Source organism: Sulfitobacter sp. CW3 (genome assembly GCF_019392245.1).
In the GTDB taxonomy this organism is placed as follows: Bacteria; Pseudomonadota; Alphaproteobacteria; order Rhodobacterales; family Rhodobacteraceae; genus Sulfitobacter.
The window spans coordinates 629,317-647,837 of sequence record NZ_JAHXRL010000002.1 but is presented as its reverse complement, the minus strand read 5'-3'; the positions used below and the strand labels follow the sequence as shown (position 1 = coordinate 647,837).

At 57.0% G+C, this 18,521-nt stretch carries 22 protein-coding genes; 15 read left to right on the top strand and 7 right to left on the bottom strand.

What is annotated here, in order from left to right:
- The first annotated feature begins 45 nt into the window (after positions 1-45).
- The 11 genes from KZZ06_RS06585 to KZZ06_RS06535 all read left to right on the top strand — a co-directional run bounded on the left by KZZ06_RS06585 (position 46) and on the right by KZZ06_RS06535 (position 9,303).
- On the top strand, positions 46-1,314 hold the full coding sequence (locus KZZ06_RS06585) for a flagellar hook protein FlgE (RefSeq protein WP_219579236.1): 1,269 nt from the start codon (positions 46-48) through the stop codon (positions 1,312-1,314).
- 13 nt (positions 1,315-1,327) lie between these two features.
- Positions 1,328-2,746, top strand: a complete 1,419-nt coding sequence (gene flgK, locus KZZ06_RS06580) for a flagellar hook-associated protein FlgK (RefSeq protein WP_219579235.1) — start codon at positions 1,328-1,330, stop codon at positions 2,744-2,746.
- Between the two features lie 8 nt (positions 2,747-2,754).
- Positions 2,755-3,837 (top strand): flagellin, encoded by a 1,083-nt coding sequence (locus KZZ06_RS06575; protein ID WP_219579234.1) that lies wholly within the window; start codon positions 2,755-2,757, stop codon positions 3,835-3,837.
- 16 nt (positions 3,838-3,853) lie between these two features.
- Positions 3,854-4,954 carry a flagellar basal body P-ring protein FlgI gene (locus KZZ06_RS06570; protein ID WP_219579233.1) on the top strand — a complete coding sequence of 367 codons (1,101 nt, stop codon included), beginning with the start codon at positions 3,854-3,856 and terminating at the stop codon, positions 4,952-4,954.
- A gap of 11 nt (positions 4,955-4,965) precedes the next feature.
- A complete protein-coding gene (locus KZZ06_RS06565) occupies positions 4,966-5,268 on the top strand; it encodes a rod-binding protein (protein ID WP_219579232.1) in 303 nt (100 codons plus the stop codon).
- Entirely contained in the window at positions 5,265-5,642 is a 378-nt protein-coding gene (locus KZZ06_RS06560) for a hypothetical protein (RefSeq protein WP_219579231.1), read from the top strand. Before KZZ06_RS06565 ends, KZZ06_RS06560 begins: the two co-directional genes overlap by 4 nt.
- 103 nt (positions 5,643-5,745) lie before the next feature.
- The gene (locus KZZ06_RS06555; RefSeq protein ID WP_219579230.1) at positions 5,746-6,582 is read left to right on the top strand and encodes a flagellin; all 837 of its coding nucleotides are present in this window, start codon (positions 5,746-5,748) and stop codon (positions 6,580-6,582) included.
- A 135-nt stretch (positions 6,583-6,717) separates the two neighbouring features.
- Positions 6,718-7,554, top strand: a complete 837-nt coding sequence (locus KZZ06_RS06550; protein WP_219579229.1) for a flagellin — start codon at positions 6,718-6,720, stop codon at positions 7,552-7,554.
- Positions 7,555-7,644: 90 nt separating this feature from the next.
- Complete coding sequence (locus KZZ06_RS06545) at positions 7,645-8,052, top strand: flagellar biosynthesis regulator FlaF (protein ID WP_219579228.1); 408 nt, start codon at positions 7,645-7,647, stop codon at positions 8,050-8,052.
- Position 8,053: 1 nt separating this feature from the next.
- Complete coding sequence (locus KZZ06_RS06540; protein ID WP_219579227.1) at positions 8,054-8,479, top strand: flagellar biosynthesis repressor FlbT; 426 nt, start codon at positions 8,054-8,056, stop codon at positions 8,477-8,479.
- Positions 8,476-9,303, top strand: coding sequence for a DUF1217 domain-containing protein (locus tag KZZ06_RS06535; protein ID WP_219579226.1), 828 nt, complete (start codon positions 8,476-8,478; stop codon positions 9,301-9,303). Before KZZ06_RS06540 ends, KZZ06_RS06535 begins: the two co-directional genes overlap by 4 nt.
- A 9-nt stretch (positions 9,304-9,312) precedes the next feature.
- Here the strand turns inward: KZZ06_RS06535 and KZZ06_RS06530 are convergent, their stop codons facing one another.
- The 5 genes from KZZ06_RS06530 to fliF are packed head-to-tail and all read right to left on the bottom strand — an operon-like array spanning position 9,313 to position 13,990.
- Positions 9,313-10,365, bottom strand: a complete 1,053-nt coding sequence (locus KZZ06_RS06530) for a flagellar motor switch protein FliG (protein WP_219579225.1) — start codon at positions 10,363-10,365, stop codon at positions 9,313-9,315.
- A 24-nt stretch (positions 10,366-10,389) separates the two neighbouring features.
- On the bottom strand, positions 10,390-11,226 hold the full coding sequence (gene fliP, locus KZZ06_RS06525; protein ID WP_219579224.1) for a flagellar type III secretion system pore protein FliP: 837 nt from the start codon (positions 11,224-11,226) through the stop codon (positions 10,390-10,392).
- Positions 11,213-11,659: a FliM/FliN family flagellar motor switch protein gene (locus KZZ06_RS06520; protein WP_219579223.1), complete on the bottom strand. Its 447-nt coding sequence runs from the start codon at positions 11,657-11,659 to the stop codon at positions 11,213-11,215. The genes fliP and KZZ06_RS06520 overlap by 14 nt, the downstream gene beginning before the upstream one ends.
- Positions 11,646-12,308 (bottom strand): FliH/SctL family protein, encoded by a 663-nt coding sequence (locus KZZ06_RS06515; protein WP_219579222.1) that lies wholly within the window; start codon positions 12,306-12,308, stop codon positions 11,646-11,648. Before KZZ06_RS06515 ends, KZZ06_RS06520 begins: the two co-directional genes overlap by 14 nt.
- Positions 12,305-13,990 (bottom strand): flagellar basal-body MS-ring/collar protein FliF, encoded by a 1,686-nt coding sequence (gene fliF / locus KZZ06_RS06510; RefSeq protein ID WP_219579221.1) that lies wholly within the window; start codon positions 13,988-13,990, stop codon positions 12,305-12,307. Before fliF ends, KZZ06_RS06515 begins: the two co-directional genes overlap by 4 nt.
- Before the next feature lie 182 nt (positions 13,991-14,172).
- On the opposite strand from fliF, the gene fliL reads away from it, so the two are divergent.
- Genes fliL through KZZ06_RS06490 form a run of 4 tightly spaced genes read left to right on the top strand, consistent with a single transcriptional unit; the run spans position 14,173 to position 16,652 of the window.
- A complete protein-coding gene (fliL, locus tag KZZ06_RS22655; protein ID WP_219579220.1) occupies positions 14,173-14,721 on the top strand; it encodes a flagellar basal body-associated protein FliL in 549 nt (182 codons plus the stop codon).
- The gene (locus KZZ06_RS06500) at positions 14,718-15,665 is read left to right on the top strand and encodes a flagellar motor switch protein FliM (protein ID WP_219579219.1); all 948 of its coding nucleotides are present in this window, start codon (positions 14,718-14,720) and stop codon (positions 15,663-15,665) included. The genes fliL and KZZ06_RS06500 overlap by 4 nt, the downstream gene beginning before the upstream one ends.
- Positions 15,646-16,026: a flagellar motor switch protein gene (locus KZZ06_RS06495; protein WP_219579218.1), complete on the top strand. Its 381-nt coding sequence runs from the start codon at positions 15,646-15,648 to the stop codon at positions 16,024-16,026. The genes KZZ06_RS06500 and KZZ06_RS06495 overlap by 20 nt, the downstream gene beginning before the upstream one ends.
- Positions 16,023-16,652 (top strand): MotE family protein, encoded by a 630-nt coding sequence (locus tag KZZ06_RS06490; RefSeq protein WP_219579217.1) that lies wholly within the window; start codon positions 16,023-16,025, stop codon positions 16,650-16,652. The genes KZZ06_RS06495 and KZZ06_RS06490 overlap by 4 nt, the downstream gene beginning before the upstream one ends.
- 3 nt (positions 16,653-16,655) lie before the next feature.
- Here KZZ06_RS06490 and flhB read toward each other — a convergent pair whose 3' ends face one another.
- Positions 16,656-17,774, bottom strand: coding sequence for a flagellar biosynthesis protein FlhB (gene flhB / locus KZZ06_RS06485; protein ID WP_219579216.1), 1,119 nt, complete (start codon positions 17,772-17,774; stop codon positions 16,656-16,658).
- Positions 17,775-17,778: 4 nt separating this feature from the next.
- Positions 17,779-18,501, bottom strand: coding sequence for a flagellar biosynthetic protein FliR (locus KZZ06_RS06480; protein WP_257884217.1), 723 nt, complete (start codon positions 18,499-18,501; stop codon positions 17,779-17,781).
- Positions 18,502-18,521 lie beyond the last annotated feature (20 nt).

Sequence of the window (18,521 nt, the reverse complement as noted above, 5' to 3'; positions counted from 1 at the left end):
CATGTGAAAATCAAGAATAAATCAAAGCGAAAGCAGGAGCAGTTCATGAGCATTACCAGCGCGCTTCAAATCGGGGTTAGTGGGTTGCAGGCCAACTCCTCTCGGGTCGAGAATATTTCGAGCAATATCGCAAACGCCAGCACGGTCGGCTATCGCCGTACGTTCGCGGATTTTGTGACGCAGAATACAGGCAGTTCGCAGGCCGGTGTGCTTACCGAGGTGCGCGCCAGCATCAGCACAAACGGGAACCTGCAAAATACCGGACGTTCGGCTGACCTCGCGGTCGAGGGCGACGGCTTTTTTGTCGTATCGCGCACCCCTAACGATCCAGTTGAATCAAACTATTACCTGACCCGCGCGGGTTCCTTTACGCCGGATCAAGACGGGAATTTGCGCAATTCGGCGGGATATTTCCTAGGTGGCTTTCCGGTTGACGCTTCGGGGTCGACCGGTGCCGTGGCTGGTGGCGATTACGCCGATCTGCGTACGGTTAATGTTTCATCTTATCAGGTCGACGGGTCGCCCAGTTCGCAGATCAACATGTCTGGTAACGTTCCTGCACAGGAAACCGGGCTTGCCACCCCGGGTGATCCTTTCGCGTCAATTGTGCGCTATGTGAACCAGCTGGGTGGCGCAGAGGAACTGAACCTGTCGTGGCAACCGAGTGCGACAGGCAGCGAATGGACGGTCAGCATTACAGATGACGCCGGTACGAACTATGGTTCTGCCACCGTTACGTTTAATGACAGTGGCCCTGACGCCGGCAGCCCGGCCAGCTATGTTTCGGGCGGTCTGCCGATTGACCCCGCAACCGGTGTGATCAGTCTGACGATAAACAACGGAACCACGCCGCAGGTGCTGGATATCGCGCTTGGTGCGCCCGGCACCTTTGAGGGCGTGACGCAATTCGCCGGTGACTATACGCCACCAACCTTTACCGATGATGGCGTAGAAACAGGCAGCTTGAGCCGCGCTGAAATGAGCGATACTGGTGTTCTTTATGGTGTGTTCAGCAATGGCCAACGCCGTGCCTTGTTCGAAATCCCATTGGCGAATGTGACCAATCCTGATCAGTTGCGCTCGGTTGATGGCAACGCCTATGTGTCCACCCGCGATTCCGGCGTCATCAGTCTGAACTCGGCGCTGACCAATGGTATGGGCGGCGTAGTGAGCGGCGCGTTGGAGGGCTCCAACGTTGATATCGCTCAAGAACTTACGGATTTGATCCAGACCCAGCGGGCGTATGCCTCGAACGCTAAGATCATCACAACCAGCGACGAGATGTTGGACGAAACCCTTCGTATCAAGCGCTAATCCGGAAAACTGAATGAGCATTTCGTCCGCCTACAATATCGCTCGCAGCGGTCTGCAATCCACCGAAGGGCGGGCCAATTTGGTTGCGGGCAATATCGCGAATGCGCAGACGGCGGGCTATGCCCGTCGCGAGGGCGTACAGGTCAGCTCGGGTGGCGGGCAAGGCACCGCGGTAGAGCTACGCATGGTGCGGCAGATCGACGAACGGCTTGCGGGTATGACGCGGGGTGCCGGTGCTGAACTAGGTAGCGCCAACGTCACCGGAGAGATACTGGGCGGTTACTTATTGACGCTGGGCCAACCCGGAGACGAGGTATCGCCCGCCGCGCGTATGGCTGAGTTTCAAGTTGGGTTGGACCTTTTGGCCAATAACCCGTCCGATGCATCAGTTCAAAATGATCTGCTACAACGCGCCAATAGCCTTGTGAACAGTTTGAATAGCGCGGCCAGCGCGCTTGACCGCAGCCGGGCACAGGCAGCGGACAGCTTTGAAACCAGCGTGGCACAGGTGAACGATGCCCTTTCAGGGATCGCCGCGTTGAACCAACAATTGCGCGGGGCAAATTCGGGCACGTCAGGCGCTGGCGGCTTGATGGATGAAATGACCCGTCGGCTGGACGCCTTGGGCGAACAGATGGATTTTCAAACCCGTTGGGAGGTTGACGGCACCCTGACCTTGCACACGGCAGGCGGCACCGAACTGGTGAACGGGAATGATGCGGCCAAACTGACCGCCAACGGACAGACCGGCGCGCTATATGCCGACGGGATCAACATCACGCCGGGTCAAACAGGCGGGCGCGGGTTTTCGTCGGGGCGGCTCGCGGGGCTTAGCGATATGCTTTCCTCAGTCATTCCACAAATGAACCTTCAGTTGGATGAACTGGCGCGGGGCTTGGTCCAAAGCTTTGAGGCGGCGGATACCTCTATCGCGGTGGGCGATCCGGGGTTGTTTACCGATAGCGGTGCGGCCTTTGATCCCGCGAATATTGATGGGCTTGCGGGTCGTTTGGCGGTTAACGACAGTGTGCAGCCCGAAAAGGGTGGTGCGCTGTGGCGGCTGCGTGACGGTGTTGGTGCCGTCACAGCCGGAGATCCGGGTGCCACCGACCAGATTAACGCCCTGATCGGCATCTTTGATGACGTTCAAGCCATGGATTCCGCCGCAGGATTGGGCACCAGCATGCGTTTGGGCGACTATGCGGCTGAACTGGTTGGCCATCAGCACAATATCCGCGTCAGCGCGGATGCCCGTGCGGAGACTGCCAGCATCCGGCTGGTGTCATACGAAGACGGGCGCAGCAATGTCGAGGGCGTCAACATCGATACCGAGTTGCAAAAACTGCTGGAGATCGAGCAAGCCTATGGGGCGAATTCGCAGGTTCTCAGCAGTTTGAGCGACATGATCGATACCCTTTTGAATTCGGTGTGAGGCGATAAATGAGCGAAATATCCCGTACAGTATCGACCGCCCTGCAAAGCCTGCGCCAGCGTGAGACCACCAGCCGTCTTGCTGCGCAAATCTCGGATACGTCATACGAGGTGACGACAGGATTGAAGGCCAATCCCTATGATGCGCTTGGCCATAAATCCGCCGACGCCATCGCCATCCGCATGCAGATCGTGCGCAACGACGGCTTTCTTGCGTCAAACGCGCTGTTGGACGGTCGGTTTCTCGCGGTTGAAACATCACTGGGTGCAATCCGCGATGCCGGGCAAGACGTTCTGGAACAGTCGTTTCTGGCGCAATCCTCTGCCGGGCAGACCTCGGCGCAGCTGTCGCAGGCGGCGCGTTCGGCAATCGACACCTTGATCGGACGTAGCGGGGTTAGTGATAGTTCGGGTTATCTTATGTCGGGAACCGCGACCGACACGAAACCGATGCAGGGCTGGGACACGCCGCACCCTGATACCGGCTTGTCGCCATCGGGCATTGTGGATGATGTGGTAAGCGGCGGGCTGAATACGCTGGCCGATGTGCAGACCGCAATCGACGCCATGAAGGATATTTTCAACGATCTTAACACCGGCGATCCCGCGCGCAACTTCGAGGCCAGCTTTTACAATGGTACCCCGGCGACGGATGGTGGCGGTCAGCCGAATTCGCCGCTGACGGCGCGGATATCAGAGACGGAAACGATTGCCCAAACCGCGCAGGCGAATAATCCGGCCATGCGTGATCTATTGCGCGGGCTGGCGATGCTAAGCGCCGTTGACGTAAACCAGATCAGCGATCCCGACGCCCGCGAAGCATGGGCAAGCGAAGCACGCGATGCAATCGCCAGCGGATTAAGCGGACTGACCGAGCTTGAGACCAACACAGGGCTGAAACGTACCCGGCTGGCCGACACCATTGCAGCGCAAGAAGGCCGGGGCGGCTTTCTGGACAGTGAAAGACTGCTGCTGGAAGGAACCGATCAATATGATGCAGCGACCCGCCTGACCCAACTGCAAACCCAGCTGGAATCCAGCTATGCGGTGACGGCACGGCTTTCGAACATGTCATTTCTGAATTTTATGTAGGCCGGTACAGCAGACCATGAATATCATCGTCAAATTCCTGTTGATCGGCCTGATGTTTGGCCTTTGCGCGCCCGCCAGCGCGCAGGTGCGGATCAAGGATATCGTCACGGTCGAAGGCGTGCGTTCGAACCAACTGGTCGGGTATGGCTTGGTGGTCGGGCTGAATGGCACCGGCGATACATTGCGCAATGCGCCGTTCACGCGCAGCGCCATCGAAGGCATGCTGGAACGGCTGGGCATCGGCAACCTGACCGAAGACCAGATGCGTACGTCAAACACCGCCGCCGTTATGGTCACGGCCTCGTTGCCACCCTTTGCCCGCGCAGGCAGCACCATTGATGTGGTCGTATCCTCCTTGGGCGATTCATCATCGCTGCGCGGGGGGACATTGATTGTTACACCGCTTTCCGCCGCCGACGGAGAGATCTACGCCGTGGCACAGGGCCCGATTGCCGTCGCAGGATATGCGGCGCAGGGGCTGAATGCCTCGATTGTCGAGGGCGTCCCAACGGGGGCCCGGATCGAAAACGGGGCCATTGTCGAACGCGAGGTCGCGTTTGCGTTTAAGGATTTGGACCGCGTTCTTTTGGCGCTGCGTAATCCCGATTTCGTCACGGCCAAAAGGGTTGAAACGGTCATCAACGAAGCGATTGGCCCGATTGCCACGGCACTGGATTCACGCACAATCGCCATAGAAGAGGGCGGTAAGGTTTCGCTGTTCGATCTGCTTGCCGATATCGAGCCGCTGTTGGTTGAACCGGATCAAGTTGCAAAAGTCGTAATCGACGCGCGATCAGGCACTATCGTCATCGGTGCCAATGTGCGGATTGACCGGGTCGCGGTCAGCCAGGGCGGCCTGACTGTCACCGTGCGCGACGATTTCGATGTCAGTCAGCCTGAATCGCTGTCCATCGGCGGGACCACGGTGGTCGTGCCCAATTCAACGGTCACGGTCGAAAAACGCGATGCGAAGTTTGCGGTTATCGACGGTTCGGTAAGTCTGCAACGTTTGGTCGATGGGTTGAACGCCATCGGGGTGGGTGCGACCGAGACCATTTCGATTTTACAGGCCATCAAAGCGGCAGGCGCGTTGCATGCCGACCTTGAAATTATTTAGGAGGTATTTGCATGGAACTCCCTCCCATTTCCGCCACGCCGCTTTCCACGTCTGGTGCCACGACGGCCAGCCAGAACCGGCAGGTGCCCTCGAAATCATCGCAGGATTTCGAAGCGATGTTTCTGGGCCAGATGGTCGATGAAATGTTGTCGACCGTGAATATCGGTGATTTCGGTGGCGGCCATGCAGAAGAGACGTGGCGCAGTTTCCTGTCTGACGCGATCGGGCGCAGTATTGCCGAACAGAATTCCACAGGCATTGCCAAGGGCATCGAAGCCGCGATCCAGCGTTATCAAACAGGGCAAGACCTATGAACAATCAACGCAAAGCGCTGGCCGCAGTCGATGCCTTGGGCGATCTCTTGCGCAAGGAAATCGCAGCTGTCGAGGGCGGCAAGTTTTCGCAGTTGGTAGAATACGCAGGGGAGAAAGCGCGTTTGAGCGCAGTTCTGGAAAAACAATTGCAGGAAAACCCCCAAGCGGTGAGTAAAGAGCAGCTAAGCGGGCTGAAAGACCTGATCCTGCGGGACCAGCAGCATCTTCAGCAGGCGCAGCGCGCAACAGCAGAAATTATCCAAGAAGTATCTGACACACGTGAACGGCATAGCATCGCAGGGCTGTACGGACGTGGGGGTGCAAAGCGTGTCAACCGCGCAACACCTGCCACATCCGTGGACAAAAGCTTTTGATTTGCCTCAATGTTGACAGATTTGCGGGTAAAACAGTTAACGCGGCTAATCCCCGCAGTTGTCAGAATGACGACATGACGTACTAAGAATAGTCAGGAATACCATGTCCTCCATCCTCACAAACAACTCCGCAATGAACGCACTCTCCACTCTGCGGAGCGTGAACAATAACCTTAGCGAAACCCAAAACCGTATCTCTACGGGCATGAAGGTTAACTCCGCCAAGGATAACGCTTCTTATTTCTCGATCTCTACAACGATGAAATCCGAAGGCGGCATGAACAAAGCTGTAAACGAAGGTCTGACACTGACCAAAAACTCGATCTCAACCGCCCGTCTTGGCGCTGAAACCATGGTTGATTTGTCGCAGCAGTTTGTCGATCGTCTGGCATTTGCACAGACCGAAGGCGTTGACCAAGCGGATGTTCAAAAAGAACTTACATCCTTGGCTGCGCAAATGAAGACAGCAATCGATCAGTCTTCCTTTAACGGCGAGAACCTGATTTCGGCCGCTGGCGCTGGCGCCAAAACCGTTGTTTCCGGTGTCAGCCGTTCAGGTGCCACTTTGGCGACAACCAAGATTGCGTTCAACGCGACCGATCTTGAGGCTGTTCAAGCCACTTTTGCCGCGATTGCGATCGATAACACCACAACCGCAGCTGATCTGGAACTTGCGCTGACAAACGCCGAAGGGTACCTCGCGGCTGTGACAGATGCGGCGACTGATCTTGGTATCGGCGAGAAGCAGGTCGAAAATCAGCAAACATTCCTGAGCGAGCTGGGCGATCGTCTCGACGCCGGTGTCGGCTCGATGGTTGATGCTGATATGGAACAAGAAGCGGCACGCTTGCAGTCCCTCCAAGTGCAGCAGCAGCTTTCCACACAATCTTTGTCCATCGCAAACCAGGCTCCACAAAACATCCTGAGCTTGTTCCGTTAATGCCAACCTAGGCAATCATAACTCTTCCGGCCCCGGGTATATATTTGGGGCCGGAACACTACCAAACTAGGACGGAACATGGCTTGCGGTTGTCAGAAGACGACTTGAAACTTACTAGAACAGTACGGAGACCACATGTCCTCAATCCTCACGAACACGTCGGCGATGAATGCGCTGTCGACTTTGCGCAATATTAACGATCAGCTTAGCGAAACCCAAAACCGTATTTCGACCGGAATGAAGGTTAACTCCGCCAAGGATAACGCTTCCTATTTTTCGATTTCGACGACGATGGATTCCGAAAGCGGCATGAATAAAGCCGTTAACGAGGGCCTGACACTCGCCAAAAACTCTGTCTCTACTGCCCGTCTTGGTGCTGAAACCATGGTGGATCTGGCACAGCAGTTCGTTGATCGCATGGCCTTTGCCCAGACTGAAGGTGTCGATCAAACCGACGTTCAAAAAGAACTTACCGCCCTGGCTGCGCAGATGAAAACCGCGATTGACCAGTCATCTTTTAACGGTGAAAACCTGATTTCCACCGCCGGCGCAGGTGCCAAAGAAGTGGTTTCCGGTGTCAGCCGTTCTGCCGGTGCCCTGTCAACCACAAGCATTGATTTCACGTCGACCGATCTTGAAGCGGTGCAAGCCACGTTTGCCGCAATTACCATTGATAACACCACGACCGCAGCGGATCTGGAATTGGCTATGACAAACGCCGAAGTATATCTCTCCTCTGTGATTGATGCGGCGACCGGGCTTGGTATTGTCGAAAAATCCATCGAGACGCAGCAGAACTTTCTTAACGAATTGACCGACCGGTTGGATTCGGGTGTTGGATCCATGATCGATGCCGACATGGAAGAAGAAGCAGCGCGTTTGCAGTCTCTCCAAGTGCAGCAGCAGCTTTCTACACAATCTTTGTCGATCGCGAACCAATCGCCGCAGAATATCCTGAGCCTATTCAAGTAAGGCAATAGATATGGCTGTCGCCACATCAGGTAAGAGGTGCCCCCGGACGGGGACAACACGAGCAGAAAATAAGATAAAAGAGGCAAATAAATGAGCTTGGCCGCATATAAAAAGACCATCCGGGAAAGCGATACACCCCGCCAGATTGAACGCCGGATTCTGTCGCGCGTGACACATGACCTTGCCGAAAAGGGCAAGGACTTCGACGCGAGCGAAAGCCCTGCAGACCGTCTGGCGATCCTTGCCGGCGGGTTGCGCGACAGTCTTTATGAAAACCAGCGTTTTTGGGCCGCCCTGCGCCATGATCTGGCAGAGCCCGAAAACGCGATGCCTCCGGCACTCAAGGCATCGCTGATCTCGTTGGCGCTTTGGGTAGATCGTGAAACATCGGGCCTGATGGCCGGCAAAGGTACGGTCGCCGGGCTGGTCGTGATCAATACAAATATTGTGGCCGGGCTTGCTGGTCAGGCGGCCACAGCTGCGGTGCAGGAGGTTTAACATGTTGAAATTAACACTGAAACCGCGCGAACGGGTTGTGGTAAACGGCTGCGTGATCAGGAACGGCGACCGCCGCCAAGCACTGACAGTCGAGAACCGTGCCGACATCGTGCGCGAATCTGATCTGCTAAAGCCCGAGGCGCAATCGACCCCCGTGTCCAAGGTCTATTTCCTTTTGCAGACGGCATTGATCCGGCCAGAAACCCGCGATCAGGTGCTTACAATGATCCAGCAAGGTCTGGCCGAACTGGCCTGTTGTTTTGGCCCGGAAATGCGAAGCCGCATCATGGAAGCGGCGAACTACGTGAGTATGTCGGACTACTACAAAGCCATGAGCGAATTGCGGGGCGTCTTGAAATACGAGGCAGAGCTGATGCAACTTAGCCCGGTGCCACGCGCGCGCCCTCAGGAAATGGTGCACGTATGATATCGCTGGGCGGGATGGGCACGCAATTGGCCGTTAAACTGTTTGACGCGACCCGCGACAAGCAGCTTGATCTGGTTGCGAATAATGCCCTGAACGCCCGGCAGGTTGCTGCGTTTAGTGAACGTATCGGTTCGATCGGGTCCGCCAAAGAGCTGATTGCAGATACCGAAGTGTATACATTCGTGATGCGCGCCTTTGATCTTGAAGATCAGATTTTCGGTAAGGCGTTGGTCCGCAAGGCGCTGGAAAGCGATGTTTCGGATAACACTTCGTTGGTAAATCGCCTGACCGACCCCAAAATACGCGAGATGTACGATACCCTTGGCTTTGCCCCGGATGGTGGGCCAAGCGCGAATTTTGACGACACCGACTGGCAGGCCGACATGGTCGCGCGGTTCAAGGAACGTATCGTGCTTAACAGCGCCGCCGAGGACAATACCGGGGCCGGTCTTGCGCTTGAGTTCAAAGCCAAAGCGTCCGAGATCAATACGTGGTTCGACGTGTTGAAAGACGAAGATTTGGGCACGTTTATGCGCCGCGCGCTTGGCCTGCCCGACGAGGTCATTCAGATTGATATCGACCGTCAGGCAGAACTGTTTGCCCAGAAATTCGACATCGAGAAATTGAAAGACCCCGCAGAGGTGGACAGGCTCGTTTCGCGTTTCTCTGCTGTTTACGATGCGCTCGAGGGGATCACGTCGCAATCGAATGCCGCGTTGACCTTGATGGCAAGCGCTGTTTCCTCGTCGCAGGGGAGCAGTTTTAACATCATCACAATCGATATCCCTACCATCGTGCGCAACGGTTACGGCAGCTACAGCTGACCCGCAGCGTTATTCGAACAGCTCGTCGTCATCATCAGCGTTCGACGGCAGCTCGATCACGCCCTCATCGGCGAGGGTCTTGGCATAGTTAACCATGTCAGCCTGAGCGGCACGCACATCGCGTCCTCGCACTGGCCCGGCTGCCTCCATTTCGTCCATCAACATCTGGCGCGACCGCTGCGGCAGGCATTCCATCAGGTGATCGCGCAGTTCTTTCTTTGCGCCCCGCATGGCAAGCGGCAACGTCTCGCCCTCAAGCCCGCGCATCACTTGGGAAATGTCCTGCATGTTCAGTTTGATCAGATCGTCAAAGACGAACATGCGTTGTTTTATGGCCTGAAACGCCTCGGGGACCCGTGTGTTCAAGGCACCGGACAGTTGTTCAAAGGCCTGAACATCCAGTTTGTTGAACAGATCCGCCATGCGTTGATGCGTTTCAGCCGAACTCGTGTGTATCGCATCCGACATGATGTCCAGTTTCAGCGTTTCTTCGATCTGCTGCATCATGTGGAGGGGGACGGCCTCCATCGTGATCATACGCTCGGCCACGTCATGCATACGCTCGGCACCCAAAAGCGGCAGCACCTTGGCCGCGACTGCCGTATCCACATTGTTAAGGATCGCCGCCGCAGTTTGATCATGTTCACCCTTCAGGTAGTTTGCGATCACCGTTTCGTTCAGCGCCCCGAAACCGCGCCACATCGCGTCTTCCCGCTTGTTGGTGCGGACGTTGTTCAGGATGTCGGCAACCTGATCGTCGGGCAGGAATTTGCGCAGCATCGATTCAGCTGTCGACATCGACCCCACGACGGAACCGGTCCCGCTCACGACCTTTTCCGTGAACTCGGCTAGCACCGCCTCGACCACTTCGGACGAAATCGGCCCCAGCTGGCTCATGGCGGCTGTGATGCGTTCAATTTCGGTGCTGCCAAGCCTTTGCATCAGCTTTGATCCGGCCTGTTCGCCCAAGCATAAAAAGGTGATGGCGGCCTTGGTCGGGCCTTTCATCTTCTTGAGCTTGATCGCGGTGCTGCGACCTTCGGTAAGGGTATTGGTGGTCATAAAACACTCCTTCTCAAGCGCAGGTCATCCGCTGGCCAACGGTACATAACTTTCGATCAATGACCCCGCGAGCATGTACCAACCGTCGATCAGCACAAAGAAAATAACCTTGAACGGCAACGAGATCAGAACGGGCGGAAGCATCATCATCCCTGCGCTCATCAAGACCGAGGCGACGATCAGATCGATGGCGACAAAGGGCAGGTAAATCAAAAACCCGATGGTAAAGGCGCGGCGCAGCTCCGAGATCATGAAGGCCGGCACAAGATGGCGAAAGGTGGCCTCTGAGGCGGTTTCTGGTAGGGCCGTTTGCTCTGCCTCTTCATCCGTCTTAGTGACGTTAACGAACAGCGCATAATCCTCAGGCCGCGTGTTGACGAACATAAAGGCACGGAACGGGTCCGCGATCCGCTCGATCGCCTGTTCTTCGGCCAGCGTGTTGTTCAACAGGGGGACAAGCCCGCCTTCATAAGCATCCTCGAACACCGGTTGCATTACGAAAAAGGTCATAAACAGCGCAAGCGATGTCAGCACGATATTAGGGGGCGTCTGGTTCAGGCCCAAGGCCGAGCGGAGCATGGAAAGAACAATAACAAACCGCGTAAAGCTGGTCATCACGACCAGCAGCCCCGGGGCAATGCTAAGCACAGTGATCAGGGCAATGAACTGTACGATCCGGCCCGACAGATTGGCGTTTTCGTCGCTGCCGGGGGCTGCATTGCCCACCACATCGGACAACGCCCCCAGAAACCCGCCATCCTGTGCAGCGGCAATCCCGGCGGTGCCAAACAGCACCAGCCCGGCCAGCAAAAGCCGGCCCGGCGCGTACCGAAGCAGATGATCGAAATTAGTCAGGGACATAATCCTTGACGATCTGGGTCAACGACACGCCCAGACGGTCTTCTCCGACTTTGACAAGATCCCCACGGGCAACCAACCGGTCACTGACCATCAAATCGACAGGTGCGCCGATTTTGCGGTTCAGTTCCACGATCGAACCGCGTGTCAGTTCCAACAGCCGCGAGATCGGCATGCGCGCCTGTCCCAGCACGACCTGCACATCAAGCCCGACGTTCAGCATCGCATTGATGCCAGCACCGCCTTGTTGAAGGCGCGCCGCGTCGACCCCGTCAAGTGTGGGGTCTTCTCTGTCTAGGTTGGGGAACACGGTTTTGTCGTGGTTTGCGTCGGGTGAAACAGGTTGGCCAAGCGCGTCGGCAAGGGCGGGCGACGCTGGCGATTGCGCATCGGTTTCAGCGTTGGTTTTAGGGTTTTCCAGGTCAGGCTTGTCCATGTCCGTCCTTATCCTTCTGAGCATCTATCGCCCGTTTATGAGTGTCGCGCAGTTCGGCCAAAAGCCGGTCGCAGATTTTTTGGAAACCGTAGTCGAGGCTGCCGTGGTCCCATTCCATGCGCGCATCGCCTACGTGCAGGTCGGGATCGGCCTGAAGCTCTAGCGCATGATCGCATTGGTGGCGGACGGCTTGCATCCGCAGTTCCGGACCGATTTCGGCCAGTGTGGCGGGGGAAAGACGGACCCGGATCCGGCTTGATCCGATGGCCATTTTCAACGACTTCGTTGCGGTTTTTCTGACCCGTTCGGCGGACATGCGTTCGATGATTTCGGGAAAGATGATCTCGCAGGTTTGCAGCGTAAAGCCGACCACCTGTGCGACAAGCGCCTCGTGCCGCTGTTCGGCAGCAACGGCAAGCCGCGCCAGTTCTTGGCTTAGCGTCTCGACCATTTCGGTCTGCGCCTTTTCCATTGTTTTGGCCATTTCCGCGCGCCCGGCGTCTGCGCCGGTCAGATAGCCTTCGATGTGGCCCTGTTTATGCGCCTTGGCGATCCGCGCCGCGATCTCTTCGTCGGGGGTGACGTCCGGATTACCGGTCGGTGCGGTGCCATCGTCGTCAAAATTGCGCAGGTTCAATCTGGAGATCATTTGTCATCCTTTTCCGTCAGCCATTCACCCAGCACTCGCAAGGCATCGTCTGCGTTGTTCTCTGCCAGTGCCGCGACGGCCCTGATCTGGCTGTGACGTACCGCCCCCTCGACCGAGGCCAGTTGCACCATTTCGCGGGGGATTTCTTCGTGTGGGTCAAGCAGCGTTCCGGTCTGTCCAGAAGGCGAGGTTCCCAGTCGGGGCGGGGTGTTTTTACCGGGCAGCGCGCGTTGCGTGGGTTCAGGCCCCGCGAGCAGAGCAGCGTCACCACCGGCACCCGCCAAAGACGGCGTAAGCGTGGTGGCATCAAGGATCATGCGCAACGGTTTGGCACCAAACACCATGATGATGGCAACCAGCGCCAGTCCGAACAGTGCGCGTAAAATAGACATGGTGTTGTCGGCCAAAATGGCACCGAAGCCGCGCCCGATGGGGTTGCTGAAATCGGCATCGAAATCCAAGAACTGAAGGCTGTCGACCTGCACCTGATCACCGCGTGTCTCGTCAAAACCGATGGCGGTGCTGACCAATTGCCGCAGACGCTGCATCTCTTCATCCGAGCGTTCGATATAGCCTTCTGTGCCGTCGGGCAGGGTTCCGTAGCTGCCATTGACCAGCACAGCAACGGATATCCGTTCGATATCACCGGGCTCTCGGACCACTTCGCTTTGGACGGAGCCGATTTCATAGTTGATGACTTCGTCGTTTTCACTGCGGGTTGATTGTCCGCCGCCTCCGGCCCCGTCTTCGCGCAGTTCATCGGGGATATTGTTGGCCACGTCCACGGTGCCCGCCGCCGGGTCTGTTTCGTTCGAATTCCGTACGCGGGTTTCAATCGATCGGGCGACTTGTTGGTTGGGGTCAAAGCTGCGCGAGACGCGGACTTCTCTTTCGGTGGTCAGATCGACACTGACCCGCACACGGGTATTGCCGGGGCCGACACGGGCGTTCAGGATCGCCTCTACCTTCTGGGCCAGTTGCTCTTCGATCATACCGCGTTGGCTTTGCAACGAAAAATCTGATGTCCCGCCGTCTTCTTTGGCCAATATCGTCTCGCCCGAGGCGGAAAGCACGGTTACGTCTTGGGCGTCTAGATCAGCCACAGCCGAAGCGACCAACGCCTGAATGGCCTGCGCCTGCCTGCGGGACATGGTTGTGTTGGCCTGTGAGCGCACGATGACCGATCCGCTGGCCTCGGGGCGTGATCGCGAGAACGCGGCCCGTTCGGGCAATACTAGATGTACCCGCGCGGCCGTGATGCCGTTGATGGTCTGAATGGACCGGGCCAATTCACCCTCAAGCGCACGGAGCCGGTTCACCTTTTGCATAAAGGAGTTCATCCCCATGCCGGACATGTTGTCGAAGATTTCCCAACCAGGCACGCCTTCGCCCGGCAACCCAGCATCGGCAAGGGCCATACGCGCGCGGGCAATCTCGGTTTCTGCGACCGATATCGTATCGCCATTGCGTGACAGATCGACAGACAGGCCTGCTTGTTCAAGGGTTTGCATCATCTGCGATGCAGTGCCGGGGCTAAGCTGGCTGTAAAGCGGCACAAAGGCGGGCGCGAATATTGTACGGGCACCGATAAACACAGCCGCAACGATGGCCAGCCCGATACCGCCCAACAGCGCCAGTCGCCGTGGGCCTAGATCCTTAAGGTTATCGACAATCTGACGCACGTGTCCTCGCTTGGCAGTATGGCCTCCAACGTTCCCGGTTGACCCGTAGGAGGCAAGTACACACAAGTTTATACTTGATTATTCAACAAATAAACATGTTTGTATTGCATTAAAACTTGTTTTGAGTTCTATCTATTCTTGTTTTTCATGTAAATGTACAGGTCTTTGTCAAAGCTATGAAGGTGAAAAAGACTCTTGTCATTCTTGCAGTAAGCGTACTGTGCATCCTTGCCGCGGTCGGCGGGGTTACGTTGGCTATCGGGTCCGACAAGGTGTTGTCGATGGTCGGCCTGAGCAAAGCCGCGCCCGCTGATGGCGCGGATGATGAGCAGGCCCAAGATCACGCAGGTGCAGAGCATGGCGACGAAGCTGACGCCGGTGCGCATGGCGTAAGTGAGATCGATCCGGGTGATATGCCGGTAATCCCCTTTCCCGAAATCATCGTAAACGTCACCGACACCGGTATAAACGGACGGCAGTCCAGCCGGTTTCTAAAGCTGAATATGCTGATGGTTTACGATGACACGCGCGAAGGTGCCGACCGGTTGGTGGCACGCGAGATTTATCTGCGCGACACGTTTCAGGATTTCCTGCGCCAACTGCATGTCAGCGACTTAAGGGGCAGCCAGGGGTTGGCCCTGATAAAAACCGAATTGCTGCGGCGCGCACGTGCAGTGGGCCACACCGAAGCGCCGGTTGAAATTCTCATTGCAGATATGGTGGTTCAATGAGCATGACAGCGACCCGACCCGACGAAACACTTGAAGAAACGATGATCCGCGAGGCCCGCGAAAGCTTTGAGCGATTGCCAACGCTAGAGATCATCATCGACCGGCTGCTTTTGGCGCTGGTGCCCGATCTGAAATCCTATTGCACCATCGCGCCCGAGATCGATCTGATGTCGCTCGATTACATGCCCTACGAAGACGCAATGGAAACGGTTAAGACGCCGTCGCTTATTGCCGTAGCATCGGCTGATCCTTGGGACAGCCAGGTGGCCTGCGTGATCGAACCCGATCTGTTGTTTTCGGTGTTAGAGATCATGCTGGGCGGGCGCAGAGCACAGCCCAACGAATGGAAGCCGCGCGGGCTTACGGCGATCGAGCAAAAGCTGGGTCGCCGTCTGGCCGAATTGTGCCTGAACGGTCTCAGCAGTTGTTTTGCCGAGGTCAGCCCGGTCACCTTCACGACGCATACGCTAGAATCAAACCCTAGGTCCGTTTTGCTGGTACCGCCAACCACAGCAACATTGCGTGTCCGGTTGCGCCTGAACTTTGAAGATCGCAACGGGCATATGACCTTGATCCTGCCCTATGGTGCACTGGACGAAGTCAGCGCACAGTTGGCCCAACCGTTTTTGGGGGGGCGATCGGGCGGGGACAGCAGTTCGCGCCGCGAAATGAACACGCAGATATCCGGCACCACGGTGACGGTGACCGGTGTGCTTCGGGAGATGACTGTTCCGCTGCGCGAGGTCTTGGGCTGGGCCCCCGGCGATGTCCTTGATCTGGGTATGACATTGGACACGCCGGTAATAGGCATGGTGAACGCAAAGCCGATGTTCGAGGCATCGTTTGGCCAGCGCAGCAATGGCGCACTGGCGCTGCGGGTCATTCATTCTTTGCTGCCAAAGAATAAGGAAGAGGGGATCGCAGATGCTGCCAGCCTTGATTGATGCCGTCATTATCGTGTTGCTGATCGGCACGCTGGTCTATGCCTATATATTGGATCGACGGGTGCGTAACTTGATGCTGACCCTGCGTGAAATGGCACCAATGGTTGGGGCGTTTTCCAGCGCCGTGGATCAATCCACCAAATCGGTCGAAGACCTGCGCACGCTCAGCGCTGTCACCCGACGTGTCGAGCCGCCCATGAAAAAGACCCGCCGCCCGATGGCCGAGCGTGACATGGCGAGTACGCCGCAAAAAGAAGCGCCTATGAAGGTAAAGAACCCGGTCCGGGGTCAGTCTTCGGTTCCGGGGAAGTCTGATTTGGTCCGCACGTTTTTTGACATCACCAAGGAACGCAAGGAATGAGCTGGCTCTCGGTGCCGAAACTCATTGTTCTGGGGTTGGGTGTTACTGCGGTTTTGAAGCTGTCGGTCGGGCTGGTTCCGATGGCTGCCACCGCTGAAACACCGAGCGGCAATGCGCCCCTGTCGGTTGAAATCGCGCCCACCTTGCCAGCGGAAACCTATGATGCCACGGCACCCGGCAGCAGCGGGATGTGCGAACCCAGCCATGTGATTGCCGAAGCAATCGCCGAAGAACGCGCCCTTCTTAATGATCAGCGCCAGACCGTGGCGGACCGCGAGGCGCGTCTGGCCCTTGCGCAGGAAAGCCTGAAAGCCGAACAGGTGCGTCTTGCCAAAGTTCGGGATGAAATCGGTGCCCAGTTGCAGTTTATCGAAGACTCCAACGCGAAGGACATGACCAAGCTTGTCGAGCTGTATCGAAACATGAAGCCGCAGGTGGCTGCGGGCATCATGGACGAAATTGACATCGAGACCGCAGTAGAGGTGATCGGCGCCATGCCTGAACGTGACGCGGCGCAGATCATGGGGGCCTTTAGTCTGGTACGTGCCCGGCTGATCACCAAGATCATCCTCGAGCGTTCAAAGCTGCCCGCCGACAGGAACCTTGAGGGTCTGCGCCTGCGCTGATTGTTACTGGTCGCGCAGGGTCGAACCTTCGGGCGGCTTGCGCCGAACGTTCCGCCGCATGTCCATCACAAACCCGATGATTTCCGCCACGGCCTGCCAATGTTCCATCGGGATGCGCTGATCGACCTCGACTGTGCTGTGCAACGCCCGCGCAAGGGGGCGGTTTTCGATCATCGGTATGTCATGTTCGCGCGCCAGTTCACGGATACGGTGCGCCATCACATCGGCACCTTTTGCAACACAGACGGGCACGTCATCTTTGCCCTGTTCGTATTTCAGCGCGACGGCGAAATGGGTTGGGTTGGTCAGAATAACGCTGGCGGTCGGGATCGCCTGCGCAATCCGCTGCCGTGCCCGCGCCCGCCGCAGATCGGCGCGTTTGGCGCGAATATGCGGGTCGCCTTCGCTGTCTTTGTGTTCATCGCGGACAGCCTTCAGGCTCATCATCTGCTTTTTCTTCCATTGCGACCGTTTCCACAGAATGTCGGCCAGCGCGATCGGGACCAGAAACACCGTGGTGGCAATGAAAATCCAGCGCACTTTGTCCAGCGTCGCCGCAGCCAGACTTTCAGGGAGGAGCCCTTGGGCTTGTCCCAGCTGTTGGGCCACGTCGCGCACCGCCCAGACGGTGAGCGCGCCAATGACAAGAACCTTGGCCGTGTTCTTGAGGAATTCAACGAAAGCATCGACCGAGAACAGCCGTTTGAACCCTGACAACGGGTTAAGCTTTGACAGTTTTGGTTTGATCCGCTCGACTGCGACAACCGTGTCGCCCTGAACCATGACCCCGAAAAGCGCGGCCAGTACCATGATCGCTGCAATCGGGACCATCGCCATGCCAAGCGTAAAGCCCAGCGTTTTTAGCACAATACCTGCTTCGGCAACGCCTGTATCACCCGTGCCAATGGCGGTCACGCCGGCCCCCAACAGCGGGCTTTGCAGTGCCTCGACAAGGCGGCTGGCCGATTCCGGCAGTACAAAGGTCAAGATCAACAGCAGCGCAAAGACGACCATGGCGGTGCCGGTTTCACGTGATTGCGGCACGTCACCTTTCTTGCGCGCGTCCCGTAATTTCTTTTCGGTCGGTTCTTCGGTATTTGAACTTTTGTCTTCTTCCGACATTTATCTAGAATCCGTAGGTTGCCAGCCATTCCGCAAAGGGTTCAAGGAACCCGCGCATCATGGTCGGGATTGCCAGCACCATCAATGCCAACCCCGCCGCGATCAGCAAAGGCTGCGCGATAAAGAAGACCTGCAGGCTGGCCATCATGCGGTTGGCCAGACCCATTCCGACGTTCAGCACCAGCCCAGCCACGTAAAACGGCGCGGCAATCGATAGGCCAAGGTACAGGCTGTACTGAACCGCGCGCGCGTATTGATCCATCAGATCGGACAGCATGAAATTTCCCGGTTGGAACACCTGATAAGACATCAGCAGCGATTCAATAATCAGATGGTGCAGATCAGTGGCAAAGATCAATGCGGTGGCCCCGACCAAAAGCATCGCCGCCATGCTGGTTGCCCCCTCAAAGGCACCGATATTCGGGGCAAGCGCATTGGCAAGGCCTGACATCAGCGCGATCTGATAGCCCGCGAATTGCATCGCCGACATCAATGTTCGTGCGACCAAACCGATCCACAGCCCGATGGTGATTTCCGCGCCAAAGATCAACAAAAGCGCTGTGGGGCGGTCCTCGCTGATGGGGCCCACGCCGGTGGCGGGATACAGTGCAGCGCTTAGGATCAGACCGAACAGCAGCCGCTGGCGCACTGGGATTGACGGTTCGGCAAAGCCCGGCATAAACAGCAAGGTCGCCCCTAGCCGCGCAAAAACCACGAAGTACCCCATCAGCGCGTCCGTCAGAAAGG

Coding starts and splice junctions, on each gene's coding strand:
- KZZ06_RS06545 (WP_219579228.1), top strand. CDS start 7,645: ATGAGCTTGGCCGCATATAAAAAGACCATCCGGGAAAGCGATACACCC.
- KZZ06_RS06550 (WP_219579229.1), top strand. CDS start 6,718: ATGTCCTCAATCCTCACGAACACGTCGGCGATGAATGCGCTGTCGACT.
- KZZ06_RS06555 (WP_219579230.1), top strand. CDS start 5,746: ATGTCCTCCATCCTCACAAACAACTCCGCAATGAACGCACTCTCCACT.
- KZZ06_RS06565 (WP_219579232.1), top strand. CDS start 4,966: ATGGAACTCCCTCCCATTTCCGCCACGCCGCTTTCCACGTCTGGTGCC.
- KZZ06_RS06540 (WP_219579227.1), top strand. CDS start 8,054: ATGTTGAAATTAACACTGAAACCGCGCGAACGGGTTGTGGTAAACGGC.
- KZZ06_RS06480 (WP_257884217.1), bottom strand. CDS start 18,501: ATGGGGTACTTCGTGGTTTTTGCGCGGCTAGGGGCGACCTTGCTGTTT.
- fliP (WP_219579224.1), bottom strand. CDS start 11,226: ATGTCCCTGACTAATTTCGATCATCTGCTTCGGTACGCGCCGGGCCGG.
- KZZ06_RS06495 (WP_219579218.1), top strand. CDS start 15,646: ATGCTGCCAGCCTTGATTGATGCCGTCATTATCGTGTTGCTGATCGGC.
- KZZ06_RS06500 (WP_219579219.1), top strand. CDS start 14,718: ATGAGCATGACAGCGACCCGACCCGACGAAACACTTGAAGAAACGATG.
- flgK (WP_219579235.1), top strand. CDS start 1,328: ATGAGCATTTCGTCCGCCTACAATATCGCTCGCAGCGGTCTGCAATCC.
- KZZ06_RS06520 (WP_219579223.1), bottom strand. CDS start 11,659: ATGGACAAGCCTGACCTGGAAAACCCTAAAACCAACGCTGAAACCGAT.
- KZZ06_RS06535 (WP_219579226.1), top strand. CDS start 8,476: ATGATATCGCTGGGCGGGATGGGCACGCAATTGGCCGTTAAACTGTTT.
- KZZ06_RS06560 (WP_219579231.1), top strand. CDS start 5,265: ATGAACAATCAACGCAAAGCGCTGGCCGCAGTCGATGCCTTGGGCGAT.
- KZZ06_RS06570 (WP_219579233.1), top strand. CDS start 3,854: ATGAATATCATCGTCAAATTCCTGTTGATCGGCCTGATGTTTGGCCTT.
- KZZ06_RS06515 (WP_219579222.1), bottom strand. CDS start 12,308: ATGATCTCCAGATTGAACCTGCGCAATTTTGACGACGATGGCACCGCA.
- KZZ06_RS06530 (WP_219579225.1), bottom strand. CDS start 10,365: ATGACCACCAATACCCTTACCGAAGGTCGCAGCACCGCGATCAAGCTC.
- KZZ06_RS06575 (WP_219579234.1), top strand. CDS start 2,755: ATGAGCGAAATATCCCGTACAGTATCGACCGCCCTGCAAAGCCTGCGC.
- KZZ06_RS06490 (WP_219579217.1), top strand. CDS start 16,023: ATGAGCTGGCTCTCGGTGCCGAAACTCATTGTTCTGGGGTTGGGTGTT.
- KZZ06_RS06585 (WP_219579236.1), top strand. CDS start 46: ATGAGCATTACCAGCGCGCTTCAAATCGGGGTTAGTGGGTTGCAGGCC.
- flhB (WP_219579216.1), bottom strand. CDS start 17,774: ATGTCGGAAGAAGACAAAAGTTCAAATACCGAAGAACCGACCGAAAAG.